The following is a 14290-nucleotide window of genomic DNA, read 5'->3' on the forward strand; positions in this document are numbered from 1 at the left end:
TTCGTTCCCATATTACCTCTTCAATCCCGATGCGCCCGGCATGAGAGCTTTTCTTTCTTTGAGTCTTTCGATCTTTGCGTCCAGGGCTTCGGGGTTTTCTATTTCCGAACGAACAGATTCTAAAATTGATACCGCTTGATCCAAAAGTTTTTGTTCTTCAAGCAAAAGTACTTCATTCATAAAAACCTGATTTCTAAAGTACAAATCTTTAAAGCTTTCTTTGATTTCTTTATATGTATTCATCGCATCCGTATATTTTTTGTTTGCCGACTGAATATCCGCTTTTAAAAGATATCCTTCAAATTTTTCATGATTATCTTTTACTTCTTTGATGTAGGAATTGAGTTCTACCTCTGCTTGGTAAAAATTTTTAATATAAAAATTGCTCTTTGCTAGTTTAATTTTTATTTCTGCTCTTCCGTCTTTGAAGTTTGCTTTTGATAGGAGTCTATTCATTTCATCAATAGCTTGCGGATAAAACCCTTTGTCGTAATAAATTTCAGACAAGCGTTTTTGTGCAGCAATTTGATCTGCTTCTTTGTCTGACTTTTCAATTATATATTTTAAGAAAAATTCCTCTCGATCTGCGCAGGTTTTTTCTTTCAGGCACATGCTAGAGGCTTCGAGTGCTGCTTTCATAGCAATAGAATCTTGCTTGTACACTTGAATAACTTTTTTATAAAGATCTAAAGATTCCGTTGCTGTGCTTGCAGATCTTGCGTCTTTTAGCTCTCCCTCTCCTTTGCGTCCTTCGCAAGAAGTAAGGAGCCCGACGCACCCAACGAAAACTAGGGGGCTTATAATTATTTTATTGAATTGTTGCAGATGAAGGTTCACCTGTTTCTGCCTCATCTTCTTCTGCAACCTTCGCGACGCTCGAAACGATTTCGCTTTCGTTGACGTTAATGAGTTTAACTCCTTGAGTATTTCTTCCCAATAACGAAATATTGTTGCACTTAATGCGGATCACTTGACCTTTGTCAGTCATCAACATCACATCTTCATTTTCACTCACAAGAATAGTCGATATCACTTCACCGACCTTATCACTTGTTTTTTGAGTGATAATTCCAACTCCACCACGGCCTTGAGTTCTGTATTCAGAAGTTTCGCTACGTTTACCGTAACCCTTTCCTGTCACCATCAAAATATGTTTTTTGCAATCTGGGGTGATGATTTCACAACCGATCACATGGTCGCCTTTGCCAAGAGTAACGGCTTTAACGCCTCTTGCTGTTCTGCCCATCGGGCGCGTTTCCTCTTCGCTAAATCGGATCGACATACCTTCGCGTGTTGCTACAAAGATATCATCTTTTCCAGAAGTCACTTGGGCACAAATCAATGAGTCATCAAGATCTGTCGTCAATGCGATAATCCCTGATGGTCTTGGGTTTGAGAAGTTATCAAGAGATGTCTTTTTAATAATTCCATTTTTGGTTACAAGCACAACAAATTTATCTGCGGTGAATTCCTCGATTGGCAAAATCGCTTGAACTTTTTCATTCGCTGCAAGCTGCACAACATTTGCGATGGCTTTACCTTTTGATTGTCTGTTTCCAGCTGGAAGTCTATGAACCTTACACCAGTAAACTTTTCCTTTGTCTGTGAATACAAGAAGAGTGGTGTGCGTGCTTGCGGTGAAAATGTTTGTAACAAAATCTTCCTCGCGAGTTTCAACGCCTTTCAATCCCTTGCCGCCACGTCTTTGTGCTCTGTAAGTTTCAACTGGGATACGCTTGATGTAACCACTGTTCGTGATTGTCACCATTACGTTTTCTTGTTGAATCAGATCCTCATCTTCCATGTCTTCTGATTCTTCTTGAACGATTTGGGTTTTTCTTGGATTGCTGTACGATTTTTTAATTTCTTCTAATTCTTGCACGATGATCTTATAGATTTCTTTCACATCACCAAGAACCATCTTGAGCCACGTGATTTCTTTTTCGATTTCTGCAACTTCATCAATGATTTTTTGTCTCTCTAAGCCAGTTAGCCTTTGAAGTCTCATGTCCAAAATAGCTTGCGCTTGAATTTCAGAGAATGAGAATTTCGTGATCAAACCAATTTTCGCGCCTTGCGCATCAGGGCTCTTTCTGATTGTCGCAACAACATCATCGATATTGTCGAGAGCCATTTTTAAACCCATTAAAATATGAATTCTTGCTTCAGCTTTCTTGAGATCAAAGATACACCTTTTTGTTACAACTTCACGTCTGTGATGAACAAAGGCTTCAAGAGCTTCTTTTAAGTTAAAGATTTTTGGACGAGACCCTTTATCAAGAGCTAAAAGGATAATGCCAAATCTTGTTTCCATTTGTGTGAACTTGTAAAGGCGGTTCATAACTACGCTTGCAGTTTCTCCGCGCTTCACATCGATTACGATTCTCATGCCTTCGCGTGATGATTCATCTCTGATGTCCGAAACACCTTCGATTTTTTTATCTCTCACAAGGTCAGCAATCGATTCGATCAATTTTGATTTGTTCACTTGGTAAGGAATTTCTGTAACAACAATTCTTTCTCTATCTGATCCGTATGTTTCAATTTCTGAAACGGCTTTTAATGTAATACCGCCGCGACCAGTTTTGTATGCATCGAGAATTCCAGATTTACCCGCAATCACACCAGCAGTCGGGAAGTCTGGACCCTTAATGTGTTGAAGAAGATCTGCTAACCCACAATTAGGGTTTTTAATGATTTCAATACAGCCATCAATCACTTCGCCCAAGTTGTGGGGCGGAATATTTGTAGCCATACCAACCGCGATACCAGAGCTTCCGTTGACAAGAAGATTTGGAAATTTTGCTGGAAGTACTAATGGAATTTCTAATGAGTCATCGTAGTTAGGGCCGAAGGCTACTGTTTCTTTATCTATATCGTTTAGTAATTCTTCAGCAAGCTTTGTCATGCGGATTTCCGTATATCTCATCGCCGCAGGGCTATCGCCATCGATAGAACCGAAGTTACCTTGACCATCGATCAATGGATATCTCAAAGAGAAATCCTGCGCCATTCTCACTGCTGTATCATAAACTGCTGTATCACCATGGGGATGGTATTTACCGATCACATCACCAACAACTCTTGCAGATTTTTTGTAAGGCTTATTGTGATAGTTTCCCATTTCTTTCATGGCAAAGAGAATTCTTCTGTGAACCGGCTTCAAACCATCTCTCACATCAGGGAGAGCTCTACCAACGATCACACTCATAGAGTACTGAAGGTAAGCCTCTTTCATTTCCTTGTTGATATCGACGTTAATTATATTTTTATTTTCTGGTTCCATGTTTTCCTAATTTTCTTACTAAACTTTCTTTAAACAAATAATTCTTTAGCTAACAATGCGTTGTCTTCGATGAACTTTCTTCTTGGCTCAACCAATTCGCCCATCAAAATACTGAATGTCTCATCCGCCGCGATTGCGTCGTCAATTGTAACTCTTAATAAAATTCTATTGTCTGGATTCAAAGTCGTTTCCCATAATTGAACAGGGTTCATCTCTCCTAAACCCTTATAGCGCTGAACGTAGAGTCCTTTTTTCGAACTTTCCATAAAGCCATCTAAGAAATCTTTGTAAGATTCAAAGTTGTGTTCTGTGTTTTCGAAATTCACAGCGATTGGAAGCTTGTGCTTAGAATCCATTTCTTTCCAATCCTTTTTCAATTCTTCGAATTGAAGTGATTCAGAAAGATCAGAGGCAAGGGTGAATCCAAGTTTTTCAGCAAAACGAATAATTTCAACTTCAACTTTAAAGTTGTTGTGCTCTTCGTTTTTCACAGGCTTAAACTTCACATCAGATATTCCGTAAAGTGGGTTGGCTTTTAAATCCTTAGTCATTTGATCAAAAGTTTTTTTGATTTGATCTTCAGATTTAAATACTTCTTTGAGATCAACTTTGTTTGCAAGTAGCCACAGAAGAACGCTTTGATCATATTTTTGAGAAACGTTCGTAATTAGTTTTTGGAATTTTTCAATTCTCAAAACAAACGCTTTGATTTCTTCGTCCGTTAGTTTTGAATTTTTGAAATTTAAAGTTCCAACGTTTTCTTGCAGTAAGTAATTCATCAGAGCTTTTTCATCTTTGATGTAGCTTTCTTTTTGACCCTTCTTCACTTTGTAGAGTGGTGGCTGGGCAATAAATATATGGCCTTTTTCTAAAACGAGTGGCATCTGGCGATAGAAGAACGTTAATAATAAAGTTCTAATGTGAGATCCATCCACATCGGCATCGGTCATGATTACGATTTTGTGATATCTGAGTTTGTCGATATTCAACATGTTGTCAGCACCAACGCCAACGCCGGTTGCAGAGATCAACATCTTGATCTCGTCGTTCACGAGCATTTTGTCGAAGCGTGCTTTTTCAACGTTTAAGATTTTACCTTTAAGCGGTAGAACGGCTTGTGTTTTTCTATCTCTTCCTTGTTTTGCTGATCCGCCTGCAGAGTCACCCTCAACCAGATATAATTCGCAAAGAGCAGGATCTCGTTCTTGGCAATCTGCCATTTTTCCTGGAAGTGCTCCGCCATCAAGTGCTGTTTTTCTTCTCGCAAGTTCTTTGGCTTTTCTTGCCGCGATTCTTGCTCTAGCTGCTTCTACGCATTTATTTATAATTACTTTTGCTTGTGCTGGATTTCTTTCGAGCCAATCCATAAGCTTATCGTTAACTAAAGTTTCTACGTAACCTTTGACTTCTGTATTTCCAAGTTTAGTTTTTGTTTGGCCTTCGAATTGTGGTTCACGAACTTTCACACTCACTACGCCAGCAAGGCCTTCACGGATGTCTTCACCCTCAAGAGTGGTATCAATATTTTTTAAAAGATTTTTTCCTGTTGCGTAAGCGTTGGCCGTTCTCGTGAGCGCAGCTTTCAGTCCGATCAGATGCGTTCCACCCTCAATCGTGTTGATGTTATTGCAGTACGAGTAAACAGATTCCGTATAAGATTCGTTCCACTGAAGAGCAATTTCTATTTCTACAGTTTCTCTTTCGCCTTTGAAATATACCACCTCGGAATTGACGGCTTTTTTTGAAGCATTCATATATTCTACGAATTCTACGATCCCTCTAGCGTATTGGAATTCTTGTTTCTTTCCTGTTCTTTCGTCATTTAACATGAAGTATAAGCCCGCATTCAAAAATGCAATCTCACGAATTCTGTTTGCTAGAATATCAAAGCTATACGTTAAAGTTTCATCGTGAAAAATTGTTCTATCTGCGCGGAATGTAGTTTTTGTTCCGTTTTTATCTGTCTTACCAATTTCTTCGATTGAACCTTGAGGAATTCCTTTTTCGTAAGTTTGTTTCCAAATTTTTCCATCTCTTTTAACTTCTACGGAACATTTTTCAGAAAGTGCATTCACTACGGATGCTCCAACACCATGTAAGCCACCAGAAACTTTGTATGAAGCACCGTCGAATTTTCCACCAGCATGAAGAACCGTCATTACAACTTCTAGAGCAGATTTACCTTTTTGATGGGCCGATACCGGAATACCTCTTCCGTCATCTTCCACAGTAATGGAATCGTCTGCATGAATAGTAATATTAATATGTTTACAGTGTCCGGCAAGATGTTCATCCACCGAGTTATCGACAATTTCATAAACCAGATGATGAAACCCGCGGTTACCAGTATCGCCGATATACATACCTGGTCTTTTTCTAACCGCTTCTAAACCTTCAAGAACTTTAATCGAGCCAGCATCATAAGAAGTATCTGTTACATTTGAAGTCACTTGTTCTCCATAAAATCCATCTATGTCGATCCTCAATTTTTTAAACATTTATTTTTATTTCGTAAAAGAAAATTCTTTCTCTTGGAAATTATAAACTTACGCTTCCATCTTTCACATTCAACACACTGACACTTGAATTTGATAACTCTAAGTTATCATCAAGGTCGGTTGTTGTTAGGAAAGTCTGCGCTTCGTTCTTGTTTAAAAACTGAATGAGGAACGATCTTTTTTCCCTATCAAATTCCGATAAAACATCATCGAGAATTAATATAGGATAATAACCATAAATGGCCTTGTGATACAAGATTTGGGTGAATTTAAATGCCAAAATAAGCGCTCTCTGCTGACCCTGCGAACAATAAAATCGACTGTCTGACCCGGAGTACTCAAAAACAACATCGTGCTTATGAGGACCGTATAACGAATTTCCGGCGCTCATTTCTATAGCGAGCTTCTCCTCTAGATCTTTACGCAATGTATTAGATACGAAGTCTCTAGAATTCTCACGCTCTTCCGACTTAATCACATAGTTCACAGCTATATCCACATTCTTGCCTGTTATCTCCATCAACGATTGTTGATTGAGGTTGTGGATATTTTTTAAGAGGGAAATTCGTAGATTTGTGAGTTCTGCTGCGTGTTCTATAAATACTGGATTTATTCCCATCAAAAGATCTTTTGTTTGGCCTGCCGTCATTCGGCCTTGCTTGAATTGCCGAAGAACATGGTTCTTGGTTTTAAGTATTTTTTTGAAATTTTGAATTACTTTTACGTTGGATTCGCTCTCTAAAATTAGTGTTTCGTCTATAAGATTTCTTCTGGATTCTGGCCCATCTTTAATCGCAGAAAGACTTTCTGGAGAAAATAAAATTACTGGAAATGATTTGAAGATTTTTAGGGCGTTTGTCTTTTTTCCATTGAGAGTTTGGATTTTTGAATCGTTTATTATTCTGGCTTCAAGATCAACTTCGGTTTTGTCGGCAAAGGCTTTGCCATAAATTCTAGTTCCTTCACGAGAATCATTTTTAACAAGATGTTCAAGATTTGAAGTTCTAAAGCTTTTACCTTTTGATAAAAAATAAATGGATTCAACGAGATTGGTTTTGCCTTGGCCATTTAAACCTTTGAATACCACAACGTGAGAGTCAAAATTTAAGTTTTGCTCTCGCACATTGCGGAAATTATAAAGATTTAAATTTTTTAACTTCACAAGAAATGATTAAATTCTCATTGGCATAACAATACAAGTGTACTTGTTATCTTGTTTTGGTCTGAATAATCCAGGTGATAATTGATCGTTCAATTCAATTTCAACTTCATCTTCGTTGAAGCTGTTTAAAATATCTAAAAGATATCTAGCATTGAATCCGATTTTGATTTCTTCGCCATCATAGCTCACTTGAATTTCTTCTTTTGCGTCTCCTAGCTCAGGGTTATTTGTCGTGATCGACATGACTCCATGAGAAAGAGTTACTGTGATGCCTTTTGATTTTTTATTCGAAAGTAATGAAACTCTCTTTAAGCTTTGGATCAATTCATGTCTTGAAGCAACGATGTTTCTAGATAGAGATTTAGGAATGAGTTGTAGGAAGTTTGGATATTTCCCTTCAATCAGACGAATCATCAGCACAGCAGAATTGTTTTTCAATATCAACTGTGGTCCTTCCACTGTGAACTCAACATCTTCCATTGAAGTTTCTAAGATTTTAGAAATTTCTGAAAGACCTTTTCTCGGAATGATTACTCCTTTTTCAAACTTTACTTTTCCATCAGCTTCAAAGCCAGTTTCTCTGTCTACAAGTGAAAGTCTATGTCCGTCTGTTGCTACCATTCTGTATTGGTAAGAATTTCCATTTTTAATTTGTTCAAAGAAAACTCCATTCAAATGGTAACGAGTTTCATCGGTAGATACGCTGTAAATAGTTTTCTCAATCATTTCTTTTAATGTTGAAGATTTAATTTTTACAAAACTATCTGAAGTGTATGTTGGGAACATTGGATATTCTTCTGGGTTCTTGCCAACCAAATTGAAAACTGCTTTTCCTTGTTGAACAAATAACCAGTTGTTGTCTTTGCTTTTTAATTGAATGATTCCATCATCGTTTAATTCTTTAACGATTTGGAAAAGTTGCTTTGCATCGACGGCTACTTTTCCAGGTTCTGAAACTTTACAAGGTGCTTCGTCAGTTAAACTCACTTCTAAATCTGTTGCGTAAACTTTAAGCGTATCACCTTTAGGAGATTTGTTACTAGCTTCGATAAGTACGTTCACCAGTATTGGCATCGTGTTTCTTTTCTCCACGATGTTTTGTGTCTTGCCAATAATCTCTAAGAGATCTGACTTCTTGATTTTTAATTCCATTTTAATTCCGCCTAATATTTATTGAGCTTAAAGCTCACATATTTTTCTCTTATATACTATTTTAATATCTATATATAAATATAGTAGTAGTAGTAGGTCCGTTGATAACTGCGAATCGAACTTAAACTACTAGAAAGATTCAATATTCGACGTGGATAAAATCCACAATAACAAACACTCAAACTTTCCACTTTTTGTGGGTAACTACTCATCCCCAACCATTCAACGTGTTATCCACACCGAATGTCCACAATCCACATTCACACCCCTGTGGTATTGTGGATCTTCCTTCTTAAATCTTCGATATCCTTATGTAAATCAGAATCTCTTTCCTGTAGTTCATCGATTCTTCTTAAAGCACTGATGACCGTTGTGTGATCACGCCCACCGAAGGCTCTACCGATATCTATTAATGATTTCTCTAAATAAGTTTTAACTAAGTACATAGCAACTTGTCTTGCTACTACAATAGGCTTGGATCTATTTGCTGATTTAAGATCTGAGATCTTAATTTGAAAGTGATCACTCACAAGCTTTTGGATATCCTCAACCGTAAGTTGTTGAGACTCAGAAGAGTGACTAGCCAAAATATGCTTAGCCAAATCTAAACTGATAGGTAAAGCCCTTAATTCAGTAAACATTTTCACTTTATTAAGGTTACCCTCAAGCTCTCTAATAGATCTTTTGGATATTCTTGCAATAAAGTTAACCACATCATCAGGAACCGAAAGCCCTTTTTTTTCAGCTTTATATCTTAGGATAGCAACTCTAGTTTCCACATCCGGCATTTGAATATCAGCAATTAAACCCCATTCCAAACGAGTTCTAATTCTGTCTTCAAGACCGGTGATATCTCTAGGCATGCGATCACTCGCAACAACAACCTGTCTACCGCGATCAAAAAACGCATTCATTGTATGGAAAAACTCTTCTTGAAAAGCTTCACCACGACCGAGAACTTGAATGTCATCCAAAAGAAGAACATCACAATCATCACGATATTTTTTTCTTAGCTTGGCCATTTCGTTACGTCTGATTCCAGAGACAAACTCATTTAAAAAAGCCTCCGTAGAAACGTATCTAATTTTTAATTGAGGGAAGCTTTCTTGAATGTGATTTCCAACGGCATTTAATAAATGCGTTTTACCCATACCTGTGGGTCCGCATATAAATAGAGGGTTATAACCACCACCAGGATTTTTTGCGACATTGTAACAAGCAGCATGGGCAAACTCGTTATTTCTTCCCACAACAAAGGTTGAAAATGTGTATTCTGTATTCAAAACTTGTCTTAAAGATTTGTTACCCAAAGCTGAATAACCAGTATCCTGTTCCACCTGAATAGGCGATGCCGGACCTAAATCTTTAGGTAATTGTTCTGCTTTTTCTGACTCAGACTTTTCCAACTCGGGGACAACTATTAGTTGAACCTGGAATGGTTTTTGTACAATGGATGAAATTTCTTGGCAGATGCGATCTAAAAAGTTGTCTGATATCCAATTCTTATGGAAATCCGTAGGCACACCAAGTTTAAACACCGTGCCCTTATGGCTTTCCTCCGTATCAATCAGTTCAATAGGAGAAAACCACGTTTCTAAGTACGCATTATTAGGGTTTTTCACCTTGATATTCTTTTTTACCGATTCCCAGATCTGCGATTCCAATGTTTGCCTCTTAGCGATAGGTGGATTTAGCAATTTTTGCTCTGTTATACAACGCAATTTATGCATAAAAGTTCAACAACTTGACAGGCAGTATCGCGTCATGGTTTTATCTGCGCTCATTTTGAGTTAAAACCTTAAAACAACTTAGCTTTAAATACCCAACCTCGAATATGTATTGTATATACTTTCGACTGTTAATTAGCCGGTTCAAAATCCGGCGGAGGAATGAAAATGAAAAGAACGTATCAACCAAGTAAAAAGCGCAGAAAAGCAACCCATGGATTTAGAGCGCGTATGGCTACTAAAAGTGGAGCCACAGTGATTAAAAAAAGAAGAGCTAAAGGTAGAAAGAAACTTACGGTTTCAGGTAGTGGTAAATAAGATTCACACATTACGTCGTAGTAGCGACTTCGAGCTTCTAAAGAAAAAAGGCAAAAGAATATATCCAAACCCTTGGTTAATTCTAAATTACCTCGAAAATACAGAGAACAACGACAGATTCGGATGGACCATTCCGAATAAAGTGGGTGGCTCTGTGCTTAGAAACAGAATTAAAAGATGGTGTAGAGAATATTTTAAATCTCAAACTCTTCATCCAGAAAAACACTACGATGTGAATGTAATTATTAGAGCGAGCAGTGATGCTAATTACTTCCGAAAAATTAAATTTCAAGACTTCAAAGAAGAGCTCGATAAAGCCACAGGCTTTGCTTTCAAAAAGCATCGATAGCTTTCCGCGTTTTCTAGCGCTTTTTTTGATTCGCTCTTACCAACTCGTACTTTCTCCGATGCTGGGTGGAGCATGCAGGTTTTATCCCACATGTTCTTGTTATGGCTCGGAGGCCTTTAAAAACCATGATTCTAAAACAGCATTTATCCTTACATTAAAAAGAGTATTGAAGTGCAGACCCCTCGGCCCCTCAGGATTTGATCCTGTGCCCGACAAACTAAATGAGGCGCAATAGATGAACCCACAGAACAGCAACAATAGCTTCTTCGACCAAAAAACACTTCTCGCAATCGTGATCGTCTTTGGATGTATTCTTGGATGGCAGTATTATCTAACAAAAAAATATCCTCAAACAGAAGCTCAAGTAGAGCAAAAAGTTGAAAAAGCACTCGATACAATTCCGACAAAAGATAAAGATACAGTAGCAGTGGTGCCAAAATCAGATATCGAAGTTGCGCCTAACAATGAAAACATTGTTGTGTTTAAAAGCGAGCCATTTAACTTTGAGATTTCTTCTCGTGGAATGGGATTAAAAAACATCCAATTAAACCAATTTAAAGAAAGAGATCTAAGCGGTGTAATTATCGCAAAAGGCGGAACAGAAGCTTATCTGGGTGAAACAAGAATAGATGGGGCGCCTGTTTATTTTAATCTAAGCAAAGTTTCAGAGACAGTCTATAAGGGAACAGGAAAAGCAGGCGAAATAGTAGTTACAAAAACAATCGAAGTAAACCCAGCAAAATATTCAGTAAAAACAACGATAGAAACAAGCTCGGCGCCAAAAGTTTTAGAAACTTTATTGGTTGAAGAGGTTGTCCAAAACAAATCTAGCTCTTTCCTAATGCCATCTTTTGATTTTGAATCGGTGTTTGTTGCCTACGACACAAAAACAGAAAGAGCGGACATTAAGGCTGACGAATCGAAGATATTTGATGAAGACTTTAAGAATGTATCTATAGCGTCTGTAGGAAAACATTACTTCACGTCGGCAATCATCGATAATACAGCAATTGCCCCAACGTTCTCAGCAAAAGTTGATTTACAAAAATCGATAGCACTTGGAACATTAAAATACGTTCAAGAAAACGGAACAGTAAATAAATTTGAAACAACAACATTTATAGGACCCAAGGAATTAAAGTTACTAGAGCAGGTGGACCCAAGGCTCACAGAGACTATCAATTTTGGAATTTTCTCTATCGTAGCAAAGCCAATCTTAATGCTACTAAAGCTTTTGTATTCTTGGTTTGGTAACTACGGTGTAGCGATCATCATTGTAACTCTTTTTATTAGAATGTTGCTACTTCCGCTCAACGTTTCTTCTTATAAATCTATGAAGAAGATGCAGGTCATTCAGCCTCAACTTAAAGCTCTTAAAGAAAGATACAAAAAAGATCCAAGACAGCTTCAGGTAGAGACGATGAATCTTATGAAGAGAGAAAAGGTTAATCCGATCGGCGGGTGCCTTCCGATGTTGCTACAGCTTCCGGTCTTCATTGCACTCTATAACGTCCTTGCACAGAGTATTGAGCTCTATCAAGCGCCGTTTATGCTTTGGATACATGATTTAAGCTTAAAAGACCCTTATTATGTGCTTCCTGTGCTTATGGGGATCACTATGTTTATTCAACAAAAAATCACACCAACGACCATGGATCCTGCCCAAGCAAAAGCTATGCAGATCATGCCTGTGATTTTTTCTTTAATGATGATTTCACTACCCAGCGGACTGACATTATATATATTTGTGAGCACGCTATTCGGTATTATCCAACAGTATATGATTATGAAAGAAAAAAAGACGGACGGCGAAGTGGGCGCTGTAACGAAATTAAACTAAGCCACAGGCGAAATAGATTAGAAAACTCCAGAGGAGGAGCAGAATGGGAATACTTAATAAAATTTTTGGATCTAAGAAAAGTAGCGCAAATGATGGCGCAATCCAAATTGTTGAAGATACACTAGATGGAATCTTCGGAAGAGCAAACTTCGATTTATCTTACGATTTAAATTCTGATGAAGAAGGAAATATCGAAGTAGAAATTTTTGGGAATGATCAAGAAAATTTGATCGACAAAGAAGGTCAGCTTTTAGACGCTTTTCAACTCTATTTAAAAAGAGTGCTTCAGCACCAACTGCCAGATCTAAAGTTAAATGTTAATTGTGATTCAAACGGTTTTAGAAAAGAAGCCAGCGAAGAGCTTATCAGACTTGCAGACAAACTAAAAAAAATCGCCCTCGACAAAAATAAATCTGTTTATTTCAGAGCTCTGCCTCCAAAAGATAGAAAAGTCATTCATCAGTATCTTGCTGAAGACGGAAGAGTGAAAAGCAGATCTGTAGGCGAAGGGCATTTCAAAAAAATCAAGATTTATCCAGCTAAGGCGGATAAGCCTGAAGGTTCAAAAAGAGCAGATGCTTAGTTACAAAGTTGCGGACACAATTTGCGCCATCGCAACACCCTCTGGTCATGGTGGGATAAGCGTGGTGCGAATATGTGGTCCTCGAACCCTTGAGGTTTCTCGAAAGCTAATGAACTTGCCCGTAGATATCGAGTCTCACAGGGCCTATCTCACAATCGTAAATTCTGCGGATCAAACAAAACAAATCGATGAAGCTTTGGTAACTTATTTTGGCCAAGGCAAATCATATACTAACGATGAGACCTTAGAAATCTCTTGTCATGGCAGCCCCGTCATTGCCGAAGAAATCATTCAGAATTTGATTCTTGCAGGCTGTAGACTTGCTCAGAAAGGTGAATTTACTTTCAGAGCATTCATGTCTGGAAGAATTGATCTTCTTCAAGCAGAAAGTATTTTAACGCTCATTCAGAGCGATACAAAGAAAGCAGCAGAAATTTCTTTAAGACAGCTTAAAGGCGAGCTCAGCGATAAAGTAAAAGAAATGCAAGACAAAATGACTTGGCTCCTTGCACACCTTGAGGCGAGCATTGACTTTTCACTCGAAGATCTTCAAACCGTGGATTATGAAACCATCAAAACAAAAGTTGAAGAGATCTATGCATTAAATAAAAAACTTTTGGATACTTACAAAAAAGGTAAAGTGATTACAGACAGCATGAACGTAGCTCTGGTCGGGGAACCTAATGCGGGAAAGTCTAGCTTATTCAACCAACTAATCAAAAACGATAAAGCTATCGTTACAGAGATTGCTGGAACAACAAGAGATATCCTAGAAGGATATGTCATCATTGGTGGAGTTAAGGTTAAATTTATTGATACAGCCGGCCTTCACGATACGAAAGATACAGTAGAAATTATCGGTATTCAAAAAACCAGAGATCAGCTAAAGGTAGTGGATCATATATTTTACGTAGTAGACGCTACCCAAGATAAACCAATATTAGATACAGAAATTCTAGAAAAATACTCAGAGAAAATTATTTTCCTATTAAATAAAAAAGATCTTCCAAAATTTAAAGAAAACTTCACACATGTGATCGGGAAAAAAGTGGATAATCAAGTTTTCTTGGTTAGCGCTAAAATTCCTGAGACTTTAGATGAGGTAGTCCTTTATTTAGAAAATAAGATCAAGCAAGCTTTTCATGAAAGCTCAGCCGTAGTTCTGAAAACCAGACAATTTGAACTACTAGAAAAAATGAATCAATGTTTGGAAAGAGCAAAAAATTTATCATCAGAGAATGCATCGAGTGAATTTACAGCCTTTGAATTGAGAGACGCTTTAGAATGTTGCTTTGATCTTTTAGGTGAACGCCTAGACGATCAAGTTATGAATAAAGTTTTCCAAGAATTTTGTATCGGAAAGTAATTTACTAAA

12 protein-coding genes are annotated in these 14290 nt (G+C 37.6%); 6 read left to right on the forward strand and 6 right to left on the reverse strand.

The window, feature by feature from the left end; translation table 11 throughout:
- Nucleotides 1-12: 12 nt before the first annotated feature.
- From V4596_04595 to dnaA, 6 genes are all read right to left on the reverse strand, one after another.
- A complete protein-coding gene (locus V4596_04595; GenBank protein ID MES2768404.1) occupies nt 13-837 on the reverse strand; it encodes a hypothetical protein in 825 nt (274 codons plus the stop codon).
- Nucleotides 809-3286 (reverse strand): DNA gyrase subunit A, encoded by a 2478-nt coding sequence (gene gyrA / locus V4596_04600; GenBank protein ID MES2768405.1) that lies wholly within the window; start codon nt 3284-3286, stop codon nt 809-811. Before gyrA ends, V4596_04595 begins: the two co-directional genes overlap by 29 nt.
- Before the next feature lie 29 nt (nt 3287-3315).
- Nucleotides 3316-5784 carry a DNA topoisomerase (ATP-hydrolyzing) subunit B gene (gene gyrB / locus V4596_04605; GenBank protein MES2768406.1) on the reverse strand — a complete coding sequence of 823 codons (2469 nt, stop codon included), beginning with the start codon at nt 5782-5784 and terminating at the stop codon, nt 3316-3318.
- 40 nt (nt 5785-5824) lie between these two features.
- On the reverse strand, nt 5825-6946 hold the full coding sequence (gene recF / locus V4596_04610; GenBank protein MES2768407.1) for a DNA replication and repair protein RecF: 1122 nt from the start codon (nt 6944-6946) through the stop codon (nt 5825-5827).
- Between the two features lie 9 nt (nt 6947-6955).
- A complete protein-coding gene (gene dnaN / locus V4596_04615; protein ID MES2768408.1) occupies nt 6956-8098 on the reverse strand; it encodes a DNA polymerase III subunit beta in 1143 nt (380 codons plus the stop codon).
- Nucleotides 8099-8358: 260 nt separating this feature from the next.
- The gene (gene dnaA / locus V4596_04620; protein ID MES2768409.1) at nt 8359-9762 is read right to left on the reverse strand and encodes a chromosomal replication initiator protein DnaA; all 1404 of its coding nucleotides are present in this window, start codon (nt 9760-9762) and stop codon (nt 8359-8361) included.
- A 231-nt stretch (nt 9763-9993) separates the two neighbouring features.
- Here dnaA and rpmH point away from each other — a divergent pair, with 231 nt between their 5' ends.
- From rpmH to mnmE, 6 genes are read left to right on the forward strand one after another with little or no spacing between them, the layout of a single operon-like run.
- The gene (rpmH, locus tag V4596_04625; GenBank protein MES2768410.1) at nt 9994-10143 is read left to right on the forward strand and encodes a 50S ribosomal protein L34; all 150 of its coding nucleotides are present in this window, start codon (nt 9994-9996) and stop codon (nt 10141-10143) included.
- Nucleotides 10133-10492, forward strand: a complete 360-nt coding sequence (gene rnpA / locus V4596_04630; protein MES2768411.1) for a ribonuclease P protein component — start codon at nt 10133-10135, stop codon at nt 10490-10492. Before rpmH ends, rnpA begins: the two co-directional genes overlap by 11 nt.
- A complete protein-coding gene (gene yidD / locus V4596_04635; protein ID MES2768412.1) occupies nt 10485-10727 on the forward strand; it encodes a membrane protein insertion efficiency factor YidD in 243 nt (80 codons plus the stop codon). Before rnpA ends, yidD begins: the two co-directional genes overlap by 8 nt.
- On the forward strand, nt 10728-12332 hold the full coding sequence (gene yidC / locus V4596_04640) for a membrane protein insertase YidC (GenBank protein ID MES2768413.1): 1605 nt from the start codon (nt 10728-10730) through the stop codon (nt 12330-12332).
- A 43-nt stretch (nt 12333-12375) separates the two neighbouring features.
- A complete protein-coding gene (locus V4596_04645; GenBank protein ID MES2768414.1) occupies nt 12376-12915 on the forward strand; it encodes a R3H domain-containing nucleic acid-binding protein in 540 nt (179 codons plus the stop codon).
- Nucleotides 12908-14281, forward strand: coding sequence for a tRNA uridine-5-carboxymethylaminomethyl(34) synthesis GTPase MnmE (gene mnmE / locus V4596_04650; protein MES2768415.1), 1374 nt, complete (start codon nt 12908-12910; stop codon nt 14279-14281). Before V4596_04645 ends, mnmE begins: the two co-directional genes overlap by 8 nt.
- Nucleotides 14282-14290 lie beyond the last annotated feature (9 nt).

It is taken from the genome of Bdellovibrionota bacterium, from assembly GCA_040386775.1.
Taxonomy (GTDB): Bacteria; Bdellovibrionota; Bdellovibrionia; order Bdellovibrionales; family JAEYZS01; genus JAEYZS01.

Coding starts and splice junctions, on each gene's coding strand:
- V4596_04645 (MES2768414.1), top strand. CDS start 12,376: ATGGGAATACTTAATAAAATTTTTGGATCTAAGAAAAGTAGCGCAAAT.
- mnmE (MES2768415.1), top strand. CDS start 12,908: ATGCTTAGTTACAAAGTTGCGGACACAATTTGCGCCATCGCAACACCC.
- gyrB (MES2768406.1), bottom strand. CDS start 5,784: ATGTTTAAAAAATTGAGGATCGACATAGATGGATTTTATGGAGAACAA.
- rpmH (MES2768410.1), top strand. CDS start 9,994: ATGAAAAGAACGTATCAACCAAGTAAAAAGCGCAGAAAAGCAACCCAT.
- dnaN (MES2768408.1), bottom strand. CDS start 8,098: ATGGAATTAAAAATCAAGAAGTCAGATCTCTTAGAGATTATTGGCAAG.
- gyrA (MES2768405.1), bottom strand. CDS start 3,286: ATGGAACCAGAAAATAAAAATATAATTAACGTCGATATCAACAAGGAA.
- yidC (MES2768413.1), top strand. CDS start 10,728: ATGAACCCACAGAACAGCAACAATAGCTTCTTCGACCAAAAAACACTT.